The sequence below is a fragment of the Mycobacterium ahvazicum genome (assembly GCF_900176255.2).
Taxonomy (GTDB): domain Bacteria; phylum Actinomycetota; class Actinomycetes; order Mycobacteriales; family Mycobacteriaceae; genus Mycobacterium; species Mycobacterium ahvazicum.
Genome location: NZ_FXEG02000002.1, coordinates 370,493 through 391,341, shown reverse-complemented (window position 1 = coordinate 391,341; position 20,849 = coordinate 370,493). Strand labels below are relative to the sequence as shown.

Annotated in this window: 16 protein-coding genes; 9 read left to right on the top strand and 7 right to left on the bottom strand. The window is 66.8% G+C overall.

The features are described 5' to 3' along the window. Positions 1-78: 78 nt before the first annotated feature. The 3 genes from MAAFP003_RS04080 to MAAFP003_RS04070 all read left to right on the top strand — a co-directional run bounded on the left by MAAFP003_RS04080 (position 79) and on the right by MAAFP003_RS04070 (position 3,013). On the top strand, positions 79-279 hold the full coding sequence (locus MAAFP003_RS04080) for a ferredoxin (RefSeq protein WP_090600183.1): 201 nt from the start codon (positions 79-81) through the stop codon (positions 277-279). 9 nt (positions 280-288) lie between these two features. Continuing rightward, positions 289-1,668: an NAD(P)/FAD-dependent oxidoreductase gene (locus MAAFP003_RS04075; protein ID WP_096284664.1), complete on the top strand. Its 1,380-nt coding sequence runs from the start codon at positions 289-291 to the stop codon at positions 1,666-1,668. Positions 1,669-1,738: 70 nt separating this feature from the next. Beyond that, positions 1,739-3,013 (top strand): cytochrome P450, encoded by a 1,275-nt coding sequence (locus MAAFP003_RS04070; protein ID WP_096284662.1) that lies wholly within the window; start codon positions 1,739-1,741, stop codon positions 3,011-3,013. On the opposite strand, the gene MAAFP003_RS04065 is transcribed toward MAAFP003_RS04070, so the two are convergent. The 4 genes from MAAFP003_RS04065 to MAAFP003_RS04050 all read right to left on the bottom strand — a co-directional run bounded on the left by MAAFP003_RS04065 (position 2,978) and on the right by MAAFP003_RS04050 (position 6,873). Further along, complete coding sequence (locus MAAFP003_RS04065; protein WP_096290867.1) at positions 2,978-3,772, bottom strand: class I SAM-dependent methyltransferase; 795 nt, start codon at positions 3,770-3,772, stop codon at positions 2,978-2,980. The two genes, MAAFP003_RS04070 and MAAFP003_RS04065, sit on opposite strands and share 36 nt — an antisense overlap. Positions 3,773-3,795: 23 nt before the next feature. Continuing rightward, complete coding sequence (locus tag MAAFP003_RS04060) at positions 3,796-4,311, bottom strand: nitroreductase family protein (RefSeq protein WP_096284661.1); 516 nt, start codon at positions 4,309-4,311, stop codon at positions 3,796-3,798. A 58-nt stretch (positions 4,312-4,369) separates the two neighbouring features. After that, complete coding sequence (locus MAAFP003_RS04055) at positions 4,370-5,791, bottom strand: CehA/McbA family metallohydrolase (RefSeq protein ID WP_096284659.1); 1,422 nt, start codon at positions 5,789-5,791, stop codon at positions 4,370-4,372. A 134-nt stretch (positions 5,792-5,925) separates the two neighbouring features. Further along, the gene (locus tag MAAFP003_RS04050; protein ID WP_096284657.1) at positions 5,926-6,873 is read right to left on the bottom strand and encodes a class I SAM-dependent methyltransferase; all 948 of its coding nucleotides are present in this window, start codon (positions 6,871-6,873) and stop codon (positions 5,926-5,928) included. Positions 6,874-7,077: 204 nt separating this feature from the next. Here MAAFP003_RS04050 and MAAFP003_RS04045 point away from each other — a divergent pair, with 204 nt between their 5' ends. Further along, the gene (locus MAAFP003_RS04045) at positions 7,078-9,453 is read left to right on the top strand and encodes a lysylphosphatidylglycerol synthase transmembrane domain-containing protein (RefSeq protein WP_096284655.1); all 2,376 of its coding nucleotides are present in this window, start codon (positions 7,078-7,080) and stop codon (positions 9,451-9,453) included. A gap of 8 nt (positions 9,454-9,461) precedes the next feature. On the opposite strand, the gene MAAFP003_RS04040 is transcribed toward MAAFP003_RS04045, so the two are convergent. After that, the gene (locus tag MAAFP003_RS04040) at positions 9,462-12,098 is read right to left on the bottom strand and encodes a GH92 family glycosyl hydrolase (RefSeq protein WP_096284653.1); all 2,637 of its coding nucleotides are present in this window, start codon (positions 12,096-12,098) and stop codon (positions 9,462-9,464) included. Between the two features lie 114 nt (positions 12,099-12,212). Here MAAFP003_RS04040 and MAAFP003_RS04035 point away from each other — a divergent pair, with 114 nt between their 5' ends. Together MAAFP003_RS04035 and MAAFP003_RS04030 are read left to right on the top strand one after the other, a co-directional pair. Then, complete coding sequence (locus tag MAAFP003_RS04035; RefSeq protein ID WP_133160818.1) at positions 12,213-12,965, top strand: DUF3298 domain-containing protein; 753 nt, start codon at positions 12,213-12,215, stop codon at positions 12,963-12,965. Between the two features lie 22 nt (positions 12,966-12,987). After that, positions 12,988-13,476, top strand: coding sequence for a hypothetical protein (locus MAAFP003_RS04030; RefSeq protein WP_096284649.1), 489 nt, complete (start codon positions 12,988-12,990; stop codon positions 13,474-13,476). A gap of 66 nt (positions 13,477-13,542) precedes the next feature. Here the strand turns inward: MAAFP003_RS04030 and MAAFP003_RS04025 are convergent, their stop codons facing one another. Both MAAFP003_RS04025 and galT read right to left on the bottom strand, forming a co-directional pair. Beyond that, positions 13,543-14,631 carry a galactokinase gene (locus MAAFP003_RS04025; protein WP_096284647.1) on the bottom strand — a complete coding sequence of 363 codons (1,089 nt, stop codon included), beginning with the start codon at positions 14,629-14,631 and terminating at the stop codon, positions 13,543-13,545. After that, entirely contained in the window at positions 14,628-15,710 is a 1,083-nt protein-coding gene (gene galT, locus MAAFP003_RS04020; protein WP_423790852.1) for a galactose-1-phosphate uridylyltransferase, read from the bottom strand. The genes MAAFP003_RS04025 and galT overlap by 4 nt, the downstream gene beginning before the upstream one ends. A 164-nt stretch (positions 15,711-15,874) precedes the next feature. On the opposite strand from galT, the gene MAAFP003_RS04015 reads away from it, so the two are divergent. The 3 genes from MAAFP003_RS04015 to MAAFP003_RS04005 all read left to right on the top strand — a co-directional run bounded on the left by MAAFP003_RS04015 (position 15,875) and on the right by MAAFP003_RS04005 (position 20,842). Beyond that, positions 15,875-18,103, top strand: coding sequence for an FUSC family protein (locus tag MAAFP003_RS04015; protein ID WP_096290866.1), 2,229 nt, complete (start codon positions 15,875-15,877; stop codon positions 18,101-18,103). A 155-nt stretch (positions 18,104-18,258) separates the two neighbouring features. Then, positions 18,259-19,491 carry a cytochrome P450 gene (locus tag MAAFP003_RS04010; RefSeq protein ID WP_096284643.1) on the top strand — a complete coding sequence of 411 codons (1,233 nt, stop codon included), beginning with the start codon at positions 18,259-18,261 and terminating at the stop codon, positions 19,489-19,491. A gap of 115 nt (positions 19,492-19,606) precedes the next feature. Further along, positions 19,607-20,842 carry a cytochrome P450 gene (locus MAAFP003_RS04005; protein WP_096290865.1) on the top strand — a complete coding sequence of 412 codons (1,236 nt, stop codon included), beginning with the start codon at positions 19,607-19,609 and terminating at the stop codon, positions 20,840-20,842. The last annotated feature ends 7 nt before the right edge of the window (positions 20,843-20,849 follow it).

Sequence of the window (20,849 nt, the reverse complement as noted above, 5' to 3'; positions counted from 1 at the left end):
AAACACCGAGATTGGCCTCACCTGGGAGAGGTACGCTGCCAGGCGTCGGATCTTGGGCCCCGGGGGATCGGAGGCGCTATGCGGATCGTTGTCGACCTCAACCGTTGTCTGGGGTACGCGCACTGCGTACCGCTGGCTCCGGAGGTGCTCAAGCTCAACGGGGAAGAGGCCCTCAGCTACGACCCCAACCCCGACGACGATCAGCGCCTGCGGGTGCTGCGGGCGGCGGCCGCCTGCCCGGTGCAGGCGATCATCGTCGACAAGCTCGACGGGCAGTAGCGGCCGGCCGTGGATCCGAAGGACTTCAAGGACAACGGACGCATCGTCATCGTCGGCGCCTCGCTGGCCGGCCTGCGTGCCGCCGAAGCGCTGCGCGAAGAGGGTTTTCGGGGTCAGCTGACCATCGTCGGCGACGAGCCGGACGAGCCGTATGACCGGCCGCCGTTGTCCAAGCAGGTCCTCAAGGGCTGGGTGCCAGCCGATCACACCAAGCTGCCGCGGCTGCGTGCGGTGGATGCCCAGTGGCGCCTCGGGGTGGCCGCGACCGGCCTGGACCGGGCCAGCCAGGTGGTCCGCCTTGCCGACGGCAGTGAGGTATCGGGTGACAGTCTGCTGATCGCCACGGGTGTGCGGTCGCGGCGGTGGCCCAACCCGGACGAGGCCGCGCTGCAAGGCGTCTACACGCTGCGCACCAGGGCCGACGCCGCGCGATTGCAGGCCGCGTTGGCCGCCCGCCCGCGCCGGGTGCTGATCATCGGTTCGGGGTTCATCGGATCGGAGGCCGCCTCGGTCTGCCGCGAACTCGGCTTGGAAGTCACGGTCACCGAGCGGGGTCCGGCACCGCTGAGCGGTCCGCTGGGCGGCGTGATCGGCGCGATCGCTGCCGAGATGCAGCGCGACGCCGGGGTGGATCTGCGCACCGGGGTGTCGGTGCTCGCGCTGGACGGGGATGCCGACGGGCGGGTACGACGCGCCCGGCTCTCCGATGGCAGCACGCTCGACGTCGACGTGGTGCTGACCTCGCTGGGCTCGATCCGCAATGTCGAGTGGCTTGAGGGCGCCGGGTTGGCGGCCGGGTTCTGGGGCGTGGGGTGCGACGCCGGGTGCCGCGCGTTCGATATCAACGCCGTGGTGACCAACCGCATCTTCGTGGCCGGCGACATCGCCCGGGCTCCGCATGTTCTCTACGACTACGAATTCCTGGCGATGGAGCATTGGGACAACGCCGTGCTGGGCGCGCGGGTCGCGGCACACAACATGGTCTGCAACGAGGTCGACCGCTGGGCGCACCTGCTGGTCCCGCAGTTCTGGTCGGCCCAATTCGGCGTCAACATCAAATCCGTCGGTGTGCCGTCCTTCGGCGACGAGATCGTCTTCACTCAGGGCTCGGTCAGAGCGCGGCGGTTTGCCGCGGCTTATGGCCGCCGCGGGCGCATCGTCGGCGCGGTCACCTTCAACCACGCGAAATGGATCGACTTCTACCGCGACCAGATCGCGCGCTCGGGACCGTTCCCGCCGCATCCGCCGGGTTTCGACTTCCCGGAGAACATGCGCGTGATGCCGGCCGACTTTCCCGCACGCGGCGTGCCGACCGAGACACCCGACGTGGTGTTGACGGGACATGACCCCAGCGAACGGCGCGCGGAATTCCGGCCCCGGCAGCGATGAGTGAGGACCTGCGCATGACGCGCGCCGGCGACGAGGCAGAGCAAAAGAGCGATGTGAAGGAGCGGCGCCAATGACTCCCGAGGAAGCATTCGACGCCGCGATGCGGTACGAAAACCGCGCGAATCCCTATCCGTACTTCGACGAGCTGCGCAAGACACCGGTGGTGCGGGTGACCAATGGCATCTATGCGGTCACCGGGTACGAGGAGCTGATGGCGCTGGCCCACGACCCGCGGGTGAGTTCCGACCTGCGCAAGGGACGCCCCGCGGCCGTCAGCCGCAACCGGCTGGGCGCGGACGAGATGGCCTCCGAAATCACCGGGGCCTACGGCCGGGAGCCGAGCTTCATCGCGCAGGACCCGCCCGACCATGACCGGGCACGCCGCCAGTGCATGCGCTTTTTCGGGCCGCCGGAATCGCCGGAGCTGATCCCGGGCCAAGAGCCGTTTTGCGAACAGCTCGTCAACGACATGCTCGACAAGACAACGGGTAAGACCCGGATGGACGTGGTCGACGAGTTCGCTTACCCGTTGCCGGTCAATGTGATCTGCCGAATCATGGGCATACCCGTCGAAGACGAACCCCAGTTTCACGCGTGGGTCACCGACATCGCTTCCGGCATATTCGATCTCGGCCCCGACATCCAAACCGAGGAGGGCCAGACCCGGCGCGCCAAGGGCGAAGCCGCCGACGCCGAACTCAACGAGTACATCATCGGTCTGGTCGAGAAGGCCGCGAAGTCCCCTGGGCCCGGGATGATTTCGCAGTTGGTCCACGACGACGGACCCGACGGCCAGATGTCGACGAGTGCGATCGTCAACAACACCATCCTGTTGTTCGTCGCCGGTCACGACTCAACGGTCAATCTGATCTCGCATTGCATTCTCACCGTGCTGCGCAACCCGTGGTCGATCGAATTACTCTGCGAAAAGCCGGAACTGATCCCCGGTGCCATCGAAGAAGTGCTGCGATTGCAGTCTTCGGTGCAATTCTTCCCGACCCGTTCGGCGCTGGCCGACATCGACATCGCGGGCACGACGATCCCCAAAGGTGCGCCCATCTATCTCATGTACGGCGCCGCCAACCGGGATCCGCGCCGCTTCTGCGACCCCAACACGTTCGACCCGCGGCGGGCCGACAACGAGCACGTGGGTTGGGGCCGCGGCATTCACGTGTGTTTCGGTGGACCGCTGGCCCGGCTGGAAGTCAACACCGCGTTCGAGGCTTTCCTGCGCCGGGTGAAAGGTCCACGGCTGGTTGAAGATCCACCGCCTTATCGCATCAGCCAGGTATTCCGCGGCCCACGGCATCTACTCGTCGACTACAGCGAGATCCTGAGTCGGTAATCGGCCGGGCTTGGTCGCGGTGACCACGCGCGTCGCGACCCAGGGGCCGCCGTACCACATCCGCCAGCCGAGATTGCGCCGCCGCACGTCGTGCCAGCCCAGTCGACGCAAGTAGCCGGCATGGCGGTTCGTTTCCCACAGGTCGGCGATCGCGAGTCGACCACCCGGACGCAGCACCCGAATCGCTTCTTGCAGCGCCTTTCGCCGGCCCTCGTGAGTCGCGATGTTGTGGATGGCCAAACTGCTGACGATCGCGTCGACGCTCTCGTCGGCCAACGGCAGCGCGGTCATGTCGGCGGTCCGCACCTCGACGCGGTCAGCGACGCTTTCCAGATCCGCGTTGGACAGCGTGGACTGCTGCGAATTCTTGGTCTGGTCCGCGCGCCACAGGTCGACGCCTATCGCACGGCCCCGCGGCACCCGCTTGGCCGCGGCCAGCAACACCGCACCGCGCCCACACCCGAGATCGAGCACGGTTTCGTCGCCTTGCAGCCCCAACTCGTCGAGGATCCGCTCCCACACCACGAACTTGCCGCTCCTGGTGGCGTAGATATACGACGCTGCGGTCGCCAGAACCTCCACCGCCGAGGCCGCGCCGAGTACCGCCGCCAGCCGGTTACCGCGGGCCAGGGCGACTGCCGCACCCGCGAAGAGGGCGGCGGAAATACCGGCCACGCCGGCCACCTGCGCTACCGGCGAGACGTTGTGAAAAGACCCGTCGTATCCGTATTCGCCGCGATGCCGGCGCGCCAGCGCCATGTCCGCTGCCACGATGCCCGCCCTCACCAGCGTCCGCGGTGGACGACTTCGTCGAACGGGCGCCGATCCGGCTTGCGGATCGGAGCGATCGGGCGATCGGCCGGATATCCGACGCCAAGCATGAAAGCCACCAGATAGTCATCCGGCACGCCCAGGATCGAACGCGCCTTCTCCTGGTCCCCCACCGAAGAATGGCCGGTGCCGATGCCCAGGTCGGTGGCCGCGATCATCATCGCCATCGTCGCCTGACCGACGTCGTAGTTGTCGGTCACCAGCCGGCGCTCGTCCGGCGGCACCGGAATCACCAACACGATCGCGGCCGGGGCCGACGCGATGTGACCGGCACCGCGCCAGACTGTGGACAGCTCCTGCAGCTGCACCGGGTCGGTGACGATCACAAAGTCCCACGGCTGGCGATTTTTCGCCGACGGTGCTCGCCATCCGGCCTCGACGATCCTGTTCAGATCGTCGTCCGACACCGGTTGCGGCTGGTACTGCCGGACGTTGCGTCGCGCACAGATCGCGTCCCAGGTTTCCATCTCGTTCCTCTCCTCAGCGCGCGCCGATGCCGCGAATGCCGCTGTGCTTGGCCTCTTCTCAGGCTAGCCACACCGGATTCGTCAAGGCGACCATCGCGCCGAGCCGGCCCCGCCGCCGGTCGCGGACTTCGAGCCGGGCAAAACGCGCGGACGCGGCATCGAGCTCCCACTGCAGCCTGCTCCCCGCCGAGGCTACCGGCGCCCGGCCGGCGCAGCCCGCCGCGGTGATCAGGGCGGCGGTGGTGCCGGGAGCGCCACTGATGACCGCGGTGACCGTCACCGCGTCACCGGTCCGCACCCGCAACTGCTGCCCGGGCCCGGCCACGTCGCCGCTCGGACCGGACGCGGTCAGCTCGCATGCGACATCGCGCGATCCCGCGATGTACGAGCGGCCCCGGCGCAACCCGTCGATGATCGCCGTCGTCGACAGTTCGTCGGCATGCACGGCGGTCTGCGGTGCACCGACCACTTGCCGTTTGGCGTGCGAGTCGCTGCCGCCGACGGCGACGATGCGTCGGCCCTGTCGCAAGAGCCGTTGCCAAATACGCAGGGAGACTTCATCATCGACGTTCCAGCGGCCGTTCCATACCTCTAACGCGTCCACGTCGGCGAAGCCGAATTCCCACGCCGAGCCCGGCAGCGGCGCGGCAGGATGGGCGGCGACCACCAAGCCGCCGGCTTGGCGCACCTCGGCGGCGAAGCGGCCGAACACCCCGTCGCTCGGCCCGTAGCGCCAGTCGACCCAACCGCCCGGGGGCAGGCCGGCCGCGAGCCAGTGTCCGTGCCGCGTGGTGACCTCGACGCCCGGAATCACCAACAGCGATCCGGTGCGGCAGGTGGGCCATACCCGGTTGGCTGAATTGGTGTTGTGTTCGGTCGAGACGATGAAGTCGAGCCCGCCGGCGTGCGCGGCCGACACCAATTCACCGGGATCGCGCTCACCGTCGGAGTGCTCGGTGTGCAGATGCAGATCACCGCGGTACCAGCGCGCTCCGACAGAGGCGGGTGTGAACGCCGTCGATGTGCTCTGCGTCACCGGTGGCCCGACCGGCGGCTGGTAGTCCAACGCGACCGTCACCTGCCAGGCCATCCCCCACGGGCTGAGGACCACCGGGCCCAGCGCCACCGCCCACACGCCCGGTTCGATCGGACCGGCCAGGTACCCGGGTGTGGCATAAGAGCTGGAGATCATGAACTCGTCACGGGCCCCGCCCGACCAGCCCCGGAATCCGGCGGCATTGCCCAGTTCGTGGCCTGCGGCCCCAAACATACCCAGGTCCAACACATTTCGCGCTGGCCCGCCCATGCCGGAGTCATGCGAGGTGGTCACCCGAATTTGTTGCACACCCGGCGGTACCTCGAACGGTAGGTAGGCCCAGCGGTAGATACCAAACCCAAACCGTCCCGAAAAGGCTATTTCGATTGCCTTTCCGTCGCGTTGCCCGGTGACAGCACCGGGCGCGACCCTGGCAATGCTCATGGCTTCTCCTGTTCGGCGCGTTAGCCATTCCGACGACAGCGTCGGGCCCGCCCACAGCATTCGCCATGAAGGTCTAACCAGCCGTTACATCGACACGAACAACCGCTGTAGGGCTGATGAGATCGCGCCGCGAATCACGTCCCAGAGCGCTGCGCGGCCACGAACAGGTTCCCGGGCACGTCATTCTCGACCTCTGGCGCCGGTCTGCGACCATAGCCGGCCATCAGTTCCAGCGACGGCGTCACCGTCACGTCCCAGCCATGGCGGCCGAACCACTGGCCCACGTCCTCGCGCTCCTCGAAGTACCACAGTTCGTCGGTGGTGGGGACCTGGCGCTGCGGGTCCACTTTCGCGAACACCTCGCGGACGCGATCCATCCGTGCCCGCCGGCGCGCCCGGGCCTCGGGATCGAGAAACTTCGGCCCCAACGCCTCCACGCCGACCCGGCTGCCGGGGACGGTCAGCGCCTGCACGCGTTCGAACAAAAGCTCCTGGGCCGCGGCCGGCAGATAGGGCATCAGCCCCTCGGCCGACCAGACGCTCGGCCTCGAGGCGTCAAAACCGGCCTCCCGCAACGCCGTTGGCCAATCCTGGCGCAAGTCCACCGGGACCGCGACCCTGTTGCAGGCGGGTTCGGCCCCGTGCTCAGCCAACGTCGACGCCTTGAAGTCCAGCACCTTGGGCTGGTCGAGCTCGTAGACCGTGATGCCGTCCGGCCATGGCAACCGCCAGGACCGCGAGTCCAGGCCGGCCGCCAGGATGACGGCCTGGGAAATGCCGGCGGTGGCGGCATCGATGAAGAACGCATCGAAAAAGGCGGTCCGGGAGGCCATGTAGCCGACCATCGCCTGCATCTGCTGAGCCAGATTGGGTTCGGTTTCCAGCAATTCGTCGGGTAACCGCGCAGCGGAGTACCAGTTCCACACCCCGTCGCCGGCCGCGTCGAGGAACACCCGCGCGAACGGGTCGCGGATCAGGGGATTGTCGCTCTCGGTCTCCGCCGCGCGGGACGCCGCGACGCCCAGTGCCGTCGCCCCCACGCTCTCGGTGATCTCCCAGCTGTCGTTATCGGTCCTGGCCACCCTCACGTCCTCCCGGTTGAATCCCGCCTTCGGCGACCCTACGTGAGCAAGCTGTCCGCAGGCTGTGCCCGGCTTCGGCGCCCGCTACCGTTTACCCGCAGGTGAACAAGCTTTCCGTCAGGTTCATGCACGCTTGCCCGAAGGTATCCGGTTAAGTTGTCGGCGGGCGGCTAACAGCGTGGCCCCGATCCGAAGGATCCTGACATGCGAGTTGACGGGCGCGACATCAGCGTCTCTGGCAGCTTGCTGCAACCGGTCAACCGGCGCACCAATGACATTCTGCGGCTGATCCTGGCCACCGCTTTTCTCGCGACGGTGATCACCGGTTCGCTGGTCACCCGCAGCCGCTGGATTCTGCTGGAGAAATCCATCTCGCGGATCGTCGGGGTCTTGTCGCCCACCCAGGCCGATGTGGTTTACCTGCTGTACGGATTCGCGATTCTGGCGCTGCCGTTCATGATCCTGATCGGTCTGGTCGTCGCCCGCCAATGGAAGCTGTTGGGCGCCTATGGAGCTGCCGCGGTTCTGGCGGCACTGCCGTTGTCGATCAGCAGCAACCGTCTCGCCGCACCCCGGTGGCACTTCGATGTCTCGGACCGGTTGAGCACGCTGCCGGCGCAGTTCCTCGACGATCCGCGCTGGATCGCGATGCTGGCCGCGGTGCTGACGGTTTCCGGCCCCTGGCTGCCCGCGCGCTGGCGGCACTGGTGGTGGGCGCTGCTGCTCGCGTTCGTCCCGATTCACCTGTTGATCAGCGCGATCGTCCCGGCCCGTTCCCTGGTGGGGTTGGCGGTGGGATGGTTCGTCGGAGCGCTGGTGGTGCTGGCCGTCGGAACGCCGGCGTTGGAAGTCCCGCTGGCGGCCGCGGTGCGAGCGATGGCCAAGCGCGGGTTCATCGTGTCGCGGCTGATGGTGGTCCGCCCCGCCGGGCCGGGTCCGCTGGTGCTGTCGACCGATTCGGGGGACCCGGACTCGACGGCCGCAATCGAGTTGTACGGCCCGCACCAGCGCAGCGGCGGCGCACTGCGCGAGCTGTGGCGCAAGCTGCGGCTGCGCGACGCGGAGACCGCCCCCTTCCAAGCCTCGATGAGCCGCGCCGTCGAGCACCGCGCGTTGATGGCCATCGCGATCGGCGAGGCCGGCGTGGCGAACACGTCGACGATCGCCTTCGCGGCCCTGGACCGGGGCTGGACGTTATACGCGCACAAGCCCGTTCGGGGCATCGCGCTCGACGAATGCACCAAGACCACGCCGGTGGCGCGGGTATGGGAATCGCTGCGAAAGTTGCACGAGTACCAGATCTCGCACGGCGACCTGCGCTGCCACGAGATCACCGTCGAGGACGGCACCGTGCTGTTCGGTGGGTTCGGCAACGCCGAATACGGTGCCACCGACGCGCAGCTGCAGTCCGACCTGGCACAGCTTCTGGTGACGACGACGGCGCTATACGACGCGAAGTCGGCGGTGCGGGCGGCGATCGACACCTTCGGTAAGGACGCCATCTTGACCGCGTCCCGTCGGCTCACCAAATCCGCTGTGCCCAAACGAGTGCGGAAGTCGGTCGGCGATGCGTCCGCCGTCATCTCGGCCGCCCGCGCCGAAGTCAAATCCCAGACCGGTGCGGATCAGATCAAGAAGGAAACCATCACCCGGTTCACCCGTAGCCAGGTCATCCAGTTGATCCTGCTCGGCGCGCTGGTCTATGTCGCATACCCCTTCATCAGCACCGTGCCGACGTTCTTTTCCGAACTGCGAACCGCGAACTGGTGGTGGGCGCTGCTGGGGCTGTTCATCTCGGCGTCGACGTATGTGGGTGCGGCAGCGGCCTTGTGGGCGTGCACGGACGGCACGGTGAACTTCTGGAAGCTGTCGATCGCTCAGGTGGCCAACACCTTTGCCGCGACCACCACCCCGGCCGGGGTCGGCGGCCTGGCGCTGAGCACCCGGATCTTGCAGAAGGGTGGCCTTTCGGTGATGCGGGCCACCGCCGCGGTGGCCTTGCAGCAATCGGTGCAGGTAATCATGCACCTGGTGTTGCTGATCTTGTTCAGCACCGTGGCGGGCGCGTCGATGGACCTTTCACATTTCGTTCCCGATGCCACGGTGCTCTATCTGCTCGCGGGTGTGGCGCTGGGCATCATCGGGACGTTCTTGTTCGTGCCCAAGCTCCGCAGCTGGCTGTCGACAGCGGTGCGTCCGCGGCTACAGGAGGTCGCCGAGGATCTCGTCGAGCTGGTCCGTGAACCGCGGAGGCTCTCGCTGATCGTACTCGGTTGTGCTGGAACAACTCTCGGCGCAGCACTGGCGCTGTGGACCAGTGTGCAGGCGTTCGGCGGCGGCGCGACGTTCGTCACCTGCACCGTCGTGACGATGGTCGGCGGCACGCTCGCCTCGGCCGCCCCGACACCCGGCGGTGTGGGCGCCGTCGAGGCGGCCCTGATCGGTGGGCTGGCGGCCTTCGGAGTGCCGGCCGCCGTCGGGGTCCCGTCGGTGCTGCTGTACCGGGTGCTGACCTGTTGGGTACCGGTGTTCATCGGCTGGCCGGTGATGCGCTGGCTCACCGACAACGACATGGTGTAGGGACACGCTCAGGATTCGTCGCTTTCGGCACGCACCGTGACGAGTACCGTTGCCCGCCGGACACTTTCGCCCACGACAGCGGTGAGATAAACGAAGTGATAACCCTCGGGCACCGATCGCGCCACCGCGATGGGGACGGTAACCGCCGATGAGCCGTCAGCGGCGAACTGACCCGACACCGGTGTCGTGGTGATCCCATCGGTAGCGGACACCCCGGCGAGACTGTAGCCGCCGACATCGTCGACCATTCGTTGGGCGTCGACTTTGACGCCGGCCGTCCCTCCGGGGGCAATCGTGACGACAGGACGCGGCGCGCTGAGAGTCATCGCCGAACCTCCCACGCCGAACGACGGTGGCGCCGAGTCCTTATCGACACCCCAGTCCATGTCAGGGTGGGCGGCCAACGAGAACATCAGATCGCCGCCGGTACGGACGATCGAATCGGGAACAAAGGTGCGGGCGGTGGGCTTGCCGTCGACGGTCAGGCTGCTGATGTATTTCAGGTGGTTGGGTCCGGATGCCCCTGGCGCGGACATCCGGATGGAATTGCCTGCCGGAAGCCTGATTACGGCGCGATCGAACAGCGGGGCGCTGAGCGTGAGGGTCGGCGTACCGGGAGTTTCCGGATACAGGCCGAGCGCTGCCCAGACATACCAGCTGGACAGCGCCCCCAGGTCGTCGTTGCCGGGCGCACCGTCCGGCGTAGGCCCGAACAGTCCGCGCACCCGGTCGACGGTGAGCTGAGTCTTCCAGGGCTGACCGAGGTAGTTGTAGAGCCACGGCACCCCGAAGCCCGGCTCATTGCCGGCCCACAGGTATGGCTCGTTGGGCCCCTCGTTGAGTTTCCTGGTGAAGCGGTCGAGCCGGCTGGCCACTGTCTGACGACCACCCAGCGCCGTCACCAGGCCGGCCACATTGTGCGGTACCCACCAGACATATTGCTCGGCGTTGCCCTCGTCGTACCCGATCTGACCGAAAGCTGAAGGAGAATCGACGAATCCGGGACCTTCGCTGAAGAAGCCCATCGAGTTGCGGGGAGAAACGTAACGGGTGGTCGGATTGAAGAGGTTCTGCCAGTACTGCGACCGATTCTGGAATTGGGCCGCGACCGCGGCCTCGCCGAGCGAGTCGGCGAATCGGGAGATGGCGAAGTCATCGACCGACCATTCGAGCGTGATGGACGCGTCGGCGATCCACCCGTCGGTGTGAAACTCATACGTGAACGGCGCATAACCGAGCTGGCGGTACGTGGAGATGCCCGGTCGTTCCACGTAGCCGTTCAGACCGATGCCGCCGTTAATCGCCGCATTCACCATGTAGCGTAACGCCGTTCGAGTATCGAATTCTTTAGCGCCGTAGGTATACAGATTGACGATGAGCGGTACCACGTTGTCTCCACTCATCTCACCGGTTGCCGCGTTCGCGAAGGACCAGCGCGGCAGCGATCCGCTTTGTTCGGCGTCGTTGACGAGTGACTGCGCCATGTCGCTGGCTTGCTTGGGAAAGAGCAGTCCCTGCAGAGGCGCCAGGCTGCGGTAGGTGTCCCAGTCGGAGAAGTTCGCATACTGGGTGTGCCCCGGGGCGACCTCATGGATCGAGCCGTCGAATCCGATGTAGCGTCCGTCCGCGTCATTGAAGGTGTTGGGGTGCAACAGAGATCGGTAGAGCGAGGTATAGAACGTGTCGATGTTGGCGGTATTGCGGCCGGCCACGGCAATACCCGACAAAGCCGCGTTCCACTGCGAGCTTGCCCCGGCACGTACCTCGTCGAAACTCGCCGCTGCGTCGGCGGCCAGGTTGGCGCGCGCCCCGTCGATGCCGACGTAGGAGATCGCGGTGCGGACCTCCACCGCCGACCCGGCCGGGAACTCGACGTAGCCTCCGCTGAACGGTGAAACCGCGGCGCGCAAACCCGGGTAGACCGCATACCCGTCCCAGGTGCCGTAGGAGGTGAACGGCTGGCTGAACTTCATCGCGAAATACACTGTGTACGTGTTGTTCTTGCCACAGAATCCACCGCTGGTCGCCCATCCGGTGATCGTGGTGTTGTCTTCTCCGATTTGGATGGCCGCGCGCGAGTTGCCGGCCAACGAGGCGCCGGAGCGCACGTGCAACACGGCCGGCCGGCCGTTGTGCGGGTAGCTGAATCGACCCACGCCGGTGCGGGTGGTGGCGGTAAGTTCCGCCTTCACTTCGGTATCGGGGAATCGCACGGTGTAGTAACCCGGCTCGCCCTGCTCCGTGTCATCGTGGGCGATCCGCTCCCAGGCGTTCCACGGTTGCGAGTGGGGGCGCGTGGTAGTCGGCAACATTGAGATATCGCCGAATGCCGCACAGCCCACCGATGCGTGGGTCATGCTGAACCCCGTCGAGCGCGGATTGTGGTAGTTGTAGCCGGCGTAGTTGTCGACGGTGTCCGGCGAGTACTGCACCATCCCGAAGGGCACGGACGCGCCGGGAAAGTCGTTGATCTCTCCCACCGTCTCGCCACCGGTGCCGGTTCCGATGAGCGTGTCGACATGCTCGACCGGATTCGCGACGAACGCCGGTTCACCGTCGTAGGCGATGGGCGGGGCGGCCGCGACAAAAGTCATGAAGACAGCCGTCACCGCAACGAGTGCGATGAGGATTCTTCGCGACTTCATAGCTGTCTCTTACTGCATAACCGTGCGTTCGCGTAGATCTTTTGCAAATGCCGGCCGGCGCGACGCCGGGCGCAGACCGATCCGTCGCCGACGACAGAGCCCTAGAGTGAGGCGATGCCAGGACGCCGGCTCGCCATCGCCGTAGCCGCAGCACTGCTCGCATGCGGCTGCCAGAGCGCGAACCCGGGCCCGAGCAGTCCCGGCGCCAGCGCGACTCCGCGTCCCAATACCCTCTGCGGCGAGGTGCACGGGGCGTGGGACGGAAGCCGATGCAAAGTGAGCAGGGATGTCAACGGCGCGCACCTCGAGGTGACCGCCGCGTACCCCGTCGACCTCGTCGACAACCCGCCGGCCGGCCCGGTCCTGACACCGTTCATCCGGAAATTCTTCGCCGACTACGGCGAAACGGATGCAAACGGCAAGGGCGACGCCAACCTGCGCGCGCAGGTTCTCACGCACGCGGGAACGACGAGAACGGTGGTATTCCAGTCAGATTGGTACTTCAGCAGCATGCCCCACCCCAGTGCCGCGATCACCACGTTCACCTTCGACGCGAAACGTCAGCTGCAGCTGGCCGACCTGCTCTGCCCCGGGATGGATCCATTGACGGCGATCCCGCCCATCGCGCATCCCTATGTGCAGCAGGCGCTGGCTGGGTCGCCGTTCCAGGTTGAGCAGTTCGAACCCGACCGTCCCGAGGGCACACTGGTCGACGGCTACCAGGCCTGGGCAGTGGACGGCGAAGATCTCATCCTCTACATGCCGGCCGAGCGCGGCCCCGGCGGGATTTCGCCCGGCGCCGTCGCACCCCACATTCCGCTGGCTCAGCTCGCCCCGATCCTGCGCGAAAAAGGCTGCTCAACGTAGCGATTGGCCTTACGGTGTGTGCATGGCAGAAGAGCCGTACGCGATCGACGCCGGGCACCCGCCCTCTTTCCTGCTCAAACTCATCAACCCGCTGCTGGGTTTTCTGCTGCGCACCCCGCTGGCCGGCCCGGCCCGCAAGCAGCTGATGGTGCTGAGCTTCACCGGCCGAAAGACCGGTCGCCCGTTCACCCTTCCGGTGAGCGCCCATGTCATCGACAACGATCTGTATGCGCTGACCGGTGCGCCGTGGAAGCAGAACTTCCGCGGCGGTGCATCGGCCCAGGTGGTCTACGACGGCAAGTCGACCGCGATGAACGGCGAGCTGATCCGGGACCGCGCGATCGTCTCCGATCTCTACCATCGCTGCGCTGAGGCGTATGGCCTGCGGCGTGCGCAAACGATGATCGGGCTGAAGTTCCGCGACCAGCGGATCCCGACGCTCGAGGAGTTCGGCGAGGCGGTCGACCGCATGCACCTCGGCGCGGTCAAGCTGACCCCGGCTCAGTCCTGACTTCGCGTGTGCAACGACGGCGTCGAGTGTGCACCAGCGGCGCCCAGCACGCACACTCGAGGGCCCTCAGCTAACGCCGGCACCCGCGGCCGCGCGGGTTCGGGTGATCGCCGGTAGCTGGAAACCGGCTTCCGACACCGCCTCTCGCACCGCGTCTCCGACCGCCTCAGCACGGTCGGTCGGCACGAACGCGATCACGCAGCCCCCGAACCCGCCGCCGGTCATCCGGGCACCCAGGGCGCCCGCGCGCACCGCGGCGTCGGCGATCAGATCGAGGTGCCCGGTAGTGATTTCGAAGTCGTCGCGCATCGACGCGTGTGACTCGGTCATCAGCCGGCCGGCCGCGGTGAAATCCGAATCACCCAGCGCAGCAACGAAATCGAGAACCCGCCGGTTCTCCGTCAGCACATGACGAGCCCGGCGAACGTCGAGGGAATCGCTCACCCCGGCCAGCACCGCGGGCCCACGGTCTTGGACCTCGCGCAGTGACGACACCGCGAGCTCGGCGGCCGCCCGCTCGCACGACGCGCGCCGGGCCGCATATTCGCCGCCGGCATGCCGATGCCGCGCCCGGGAGTCGATCAGGAGGAGTGCGACACCGCGGGCATCGGGGTCGAATGCCACCGTCTCGACGGTGACATCGCGAAAGTCGATCAGCAGTGCGGTCGACGGTTCTCCGAACAGCGCGGACAGTTGATCGAGCAAACCCGTTGGGGCGCCGACATAGTCATTCTCGGCACGCTGAGCAAGGCGGGCCTGGTCTTTTCTGTCGAGCGCGACGCCGGCGACCGAGGTGATCGCGCCCAGCACCGCGCATTCCAGAGCCGCCGACGACGACAGGCCCGACCCCATCTGCAGATCGCTGGTGATCGACATCGCCCCACCCGGGACCGGATGACCGGCCTGGCGCAGCGCCCACATCACCCCGGCCACATAACTCGCCCAGCCGTCCAGGTCGCCGGGAACCGTTGTCAGTGGAATGCGCACCGCGGCGTCGGCGCGGTCGCTGGTCACGGTGATCGCGTCACCGCCGTCAGGGGTGAAAGTCACCGTGGTGCGCCGCGGAAGTGCGATCGGCAGCGCGAATCCGAGATTGTAGTCGGTGTGCTCCCCGATCAGGTTGATCCGGCCGGGTGCCGCGTAACGGACCGTCACGCGAGTTCACGCAGACGCTCGGCCACGCTTTCGGGCATGACGTCGCCGATGAACGCGCCCATCGCCGACTCGGAAGCCGCCAGGTACTTGAGCTTGGTGGCGCCGCGCCTGATCGACATCAACTCGACGTGGAAGTAGCCGTCCGCCTGTGCGTCGGTTTCGGCGTACTGATGCAGTGCCGAAATATAAGGCAGCGGAGCCGAATACATGCGGTCGAACCGCCCCAGCACGTCGAGGTACAGCCGTGCGAATTCGTCGAGCTCGTCGCCGGTCAATTCGACCAGGTTGCGCACGAACCGGTTCGGGTAGATGTGCACTTCCACCGGCCAGCGCGCCGCGAACGGAACGAACGCAGTGAACAGCTCGGTGCGGGCGACGACACGGCTGCCATCGGCGACCTCATGCTCGAGCAGGGCGGCAAAGAGGTTGCCGCCGTAACGCTTTCGATGTTCGCGTGCCTGCTCCAGCATCGTGGCGGTGCGCGGCGTCAGATACGGGTAACCGTAGATCTGACCATGCGGGTGGCTCAGCGTGACCCCGATTTCCTCGCCACGATTCTCGAAGCAGAAGACCTGCTCGATACCCGGGGTGGCCAACATGTCGGCGGTGCGGTGCCGCCAGGCGTCGATCACCAGCCGCGCGTGCGCCGGCAGTAGCTGGGCGAACGAACCGGTGTGGTCACTGGAAAAACAGATCACCTCGGTGCGGCCGTGGCCGGGTGCGCAGACGAAGCCGTCGCCGCCGGGTGCACCCAACGGCCGGCCGGCGCCGGACAGGCTGGGGAACCGGTTCTCGAAGACGACGACGTCGTAGTCCGGCGCGGGCACCTCGCTGGTCAGTCCGGTGGGACCCGGACACAGCGGGCACTGGTCGGCGGGCGGCTTGTAGGTGCGGTCTTGTCGCAGCGCGGCGATGATCACCCACTGCCCGGTCGAGCGGTCGAACCGCAACTGCGACTGGTCCGGGTTGCGCTGCGGCAAGGGTCTGCGGTCGGCGACCGGCTCAGGCGAGTGCCCCGGCAATGCGAAGAACAACAGGTCACGGCCGTCGGCCAGTTTCGCCCGCGTCGGCGCTGTCACGAGTTCGAAGACTAGCCTGGTCGGCAGCAGTCACGCAGTTGACGCGGCGAATGGGGCGAGCAGCAGAGAGGCGGTAGCGGGTGTCGGGTGGGCGCGAGGTGGACGAGCGCGGCCTCGGCGATACCCGAAATCTCGACGCCGCCGTCGGCCTGCGCGCAGCCGCGATGGAGCACTACGAGCGAGCGCGAAACTGGTGGATCGGCTCCGATCCCGGGCTGTTGCGACTGCGGATGGCGACGCGCACGACGGCCGCGCTGGCCTGCTCGCTGGGGATGCTTTTCGTGCTGACTCGGGCGACGGGGCAGCCGCTGACCGTCGCGTTGCTGGGCGTCGTCATCACGATGATCGCGGCCCGATCCGTCAACGAACCGGACCCGCTCCAGCAGCGCATCACGATGGCGCTGCTGCCGGTGCCCGCCGCCCTGTCCATCACCGCCGCCGCGGTGCTCGCGCCATACCCGGTGGCCGCCGACGTCGTGTTCGTGGCTGTCGTCTTCGCCGCGGTCTACGTCCGCCGCTTCGGACCTCGCGGCCGAGCACTCGGCATGGTCGCTTTCATGGCCTTTTTCTTCACTTTGTATCTGCGAGCAAGCCTTTCGGAGTTGCCGTGGATGATCGGTGCCGTCGTGGTGGGAACGGTGTGCACGTTCGTGATGAGCACCTACGTCATGCCCGATCGGCCAGAACGCGTGCTGCGCGCCACAATTCGGGCACTGCGCGCTCGGATGGCCATCCTGGTCGACACCACGGCCGAAGCGGTTCGTACCGGCCGGCTCGACGAACGGCGCCGACGCCACATGCGGGCCCGCACGATTCGGCTCAACGAGACCGCGCTGATGGTGCAGAGCCAGATTGAGGATAAGGCCGATCCCGCCGTCCTGTGGCCGGGTGTGACCAGCCAGCAGCTGGCGCCGTGGTTGTTCGACGCCGAACTCGCCATCGAATGGGTCGCCAATGCCGGGCGGACGGTGACAGCCGTCGCCGCGGAAAATCCGGCCGCCATCCTGGAGGGCACCCGCCTCGAACTGGTCGGAGCGCTCAACGAACTCGCGCGAGCGATCCGGATTCCCGCGCCCGGCGGTCTGCAGGAGGCCGCGAAACAGGCTCAGCGGATCCTCGACAAGCAGCCCGGACCCACCGCCGACGACGATGCCGGCGAATTTGCGGTGCGGCGCCTTGCGCTGGCAGTCATCAACGCCGCCAACGCAACCGCTGAAGTGCGCGCAATCGTCGAGCACGCCACCACCGGCGCCGAGGCCGGCCCCGGCAGCACCGAGCCGCCCGAACCCGAAGACGACGTGAACGACGACGACGCCGGTGCCGGCACAGCGGACAGTGGGCTGTCGCAGACCACCCGGCAAGCCATCCAGGTGACTATCGCGGCGTCGTTGGCAATCATCACGGGCGAGCTGGTTTCGCCGGCCCGGTGGTTCTGGGCGGTGATCGCGGCGTTCGTGATCTTCGCCGGCACCAACTCCTGGGGCGAAACGCTGACCAAGGGCTGGCAGCGGCTGTTCGGCACCTTGCTCGGCGTGCCCTGCGGCATGCTGGCGGCCACGGTGTTGGCCGGCGACAAGACCGCATCGCTAGCCGCGATCTTCGTCTGCCTGTTCTGCGCCTTCTATTTCATGACGGTCACCTACAGCCTGATGACCTTCTGGATCACCACGATGCTGGCGCTGCTGTACGGCTTGATGGGCCAATTCTCTTTCGGCGTACTGATGTTGCGGATCGAAGAGACCGCGGTCGGCGCGGTGATCGGAGTAGCGGTGGCGATCCTGGTGCTGCCGACCAACACCAGAACCGCGATCCGCGACGACACTCGGGCCTTCCTGCAGGCGTTGAACTCGCTGATCGAGATCTCCACCGCGACGATGTTCGGCGAGGACGAGGCCGTCAGCCCGACCGAGCAAGCACGCCAGCTGGACCGCAACCTGCAGCAGTTCCGGGTCACCGCCAAGCCGCTGCTGGCCGGGGTGGCCGGCCTTGCCGGGCGTCGCAGCATTCGGCGTGGCCTGCGCATCTTCAGCGCGTGCGACCGCTACGGGCGACGCCTGGCGCGCAGCAGCGAGCGCTATCGGGATCCCGTTGGATCGCAACGACTCGTAGACGCCTTCACCGCCGCCGCCGACCAGACTCGGCACAACATCGACGCGCTGATCGCCCTCGTCGACGGGGCAACCGCGGTGACGGTCAACTCCACGACCGATGCGCTCGACGCCGCCGAGGCACTGGCCCGCCACCAAGACGGCGAGGACGGGCCGCATCCCGACACCCGGCGATTCCTCACCGCGGTACACGCACTTCGCCAGATCGAACGCGCCATCATCACCGCCGCGACCAACCTCGGCGCCCACGACACCCCGACGCTGTCCAGCTCCACGACGAGCTGAGCCCGCGGCCTCGCGCACGGAGTTGGCAGGCTCTAACCACACCGGAAAGGCGCCAGCGCACGGCAAATAGCCGACATTCGCCGCTGATGTGTATGCCCAGGAGCGGGTGAGCGCTAGCATCTCCTCACAGCTCGTGATTCCCGAGGAGCACATTCATCGCCAGTGTCAACCTGCCGCCGGGGTTCGACTTCACCGATCCCGACATCTACGCCCACCGGTTACCGGTGCAGGAGTTGGCGGAACTGCGCCGTGCGGCGCCGATCTGGTGGAATGAGCAGCCGCTGGATCGGGGTGGGTTCTCCGACGGCGGCTACTGGGTAGTGACCAAGCACCGCGACATCCGCGAGGTGTCGCTGCGCACTGACGTGTTTTCGTCGGCGTCGAAATCCATCGTGCCGCGCTATCGAGAAGACCAGGCGCAGGGGCAGATCGAAGCCGGCCGCGCGTCGATGATCATGATGGACGATCCCGAACACAGCCGGCTGCGAAAGATTGTGGCGCGCGGCTTCACCCCGCGAGCCGTCGAGCGGCTGCGCACGGACCTCAATGAGCGGGCGCGGCAGATCGCCCAGCAGGCCAAGGCACAACGTTCGGGCGACTTTGTGTTGCAGGTAGCCTGCGAGTTGCCGCTGCACGCCATCGCTGGGTTGCTCGGAGTGCCGGCCGAGGACCGGGGCAAGCTGTTCGACTGGTCCAACAAGATGATCGGCAGCGACGACCCGGAGTTCGCCGATTACGACGCCCTCACTTCGGCGGGCGAATTGATGTGGTATGCAATGCAATTGGCGGCCCGTAAGACCGAGAACCCGGGCGACGACATCGTCACGGCGCTGGTGGCTGCCGGCGCCGACGGGGACGGGCTTTCCGACGCGGAGTTCGGCATGTTCGTGGTCACGCTGGGCATCGCCGGCAACGAGACCACCCGTAATTCGATCACCCAGGGGATGATGGCTTTCACCGACCACCCCGACCAGTGGGAGCTGTTCAAGGCGCAGCGACCCAGGACCGCGGCCGACGAGATCATCCGGTGGGCCACCCCGATCACCGCGTTTCAGCGCGCCGCGCTGGCCGACACCGAGCTCGGCGGTGTCGCGATCAAGAAGGGTCAGCGGGTCGTGATGTTCTACCGCTCCGCCAATTTCGACGAAGAAGTCTTCGCCGACCCCTACGCGTTCAACGTCTTACGCAGCCCGAACCCACATCTGGGATTCGGTGGTACCGGTGCGCACTACTGCATCGGCGCCAACCTGGCCCGCATGACGATCGACATCATGTTCAACGCGATCGCCGACCACATGCCCGATCTGGTCTCCGCGGGAGAGCCGCAGCGGCTGCGGTCACCGTTCATCAACGGCATCAAACACTGGCAGGTCGACTACACGCGTTAGCGCGTAGGCCTCGACGGGCCACGCGCCTCGTTGACACTCGAACAGCGTGGCCATACATTATTCGGAAATTGTCCGCGAGCTGCGTACACCGCAGACTCCGGCTAAGGAGACCGCCATGGCCGTCGGTACCGCCGCCCCAAGTGTTTTCGATGCTGACCTCCCCACGCTGAGCTACGACGCCGCGGAAACTCCCGCGGATGTCTACCCGCGCATCGAAGCGGTCCAGCAACAAAGCCCCATCGCGATCGGACCGTTCGGACCCGAGGTGCTCTCGTACCAACTCGTGCGCGCCGTGCTTCGCGACACCCGGTTCCAGATCCCGCCCGGCATCAATCTGCTGGTCCAGGGCATCACGTCGGGCCCGTTGTGGGACAAGGTGGTCAACAGCCTGCTGTGCCTGGAAGGCGCCGAGCACCATCGGCTGCGGAGTCTGACGTCCAAGGCCTTCACCCCCAAAGCGACCCTTCGGCTGCACGACACGATGGCCGATTTGATGAACGAACTCGTCGATCAGGTCGCCAGCGCGAGGCGCTGCGACGTGGTCACCGATATCGCCCGCCCCTACCCCGTCCCGATCATCTGCGCGCTACTCGGTGCGCCACGTGAGGATTGGCAACAGTTTTCACTGTGGGCCGACGAGATCTTCAAGGCCTTCACCTTCAGTGCCGACATTCGTGAACTCGAGCCCGGTGTCATGCGCGCGTGGGCCGAGCTCGACGACTACGTCGACGACATGGTGGCCCGGCGCCGGCACAGCCTGACCGACGACCTGCTGTCCGACCTCATCCGCGCCGAGGACGACGGCGATCGCCTCAACGCCGCCGAACTGCGGATGCTTGCCGGAGGTCTGTTGTTGGCGGGGACGGACACCACCCGCAACCAGGTGGGCGCCTCGGTGCAAGTCCTCTGCGAGCACCCCGAGCAGTGGGACTTGCTCAAGCAGAATCCCGAGCTGGCCATGCGCGCGGTCGAGGAGACCATGCGCCACTCACCGATCGCCTGCGGGACTCTGCGTCTGGTAGTAGAGGACGCCGAACTCGACGGCTATCTTTTCCCCGCCGGCACCATGGTGTTGGTGAATACCGCTGCGGCCAACCGTGATCCCGATGTGTACAACGCCCCGAACCGCGTCGACATCACCCGCGAGGGAGCACCGCCCATCCTCACCTTCGGCGGCGGAGTTCACTACTGCCTGGGCGCCAACCTGGCCCGCCGCGAACTCGCCGAAGCGCTGACCGTGCTCAGCCAGCGGATGGCCAACCCACGCATCACCGGTCCGGTGCCGTGGAAGCCGATGGTGAGTTTGAGCGGGCCGACGAGCGTGCCCATCGAGTTCGACATTCAGCGATAGTCAGCGC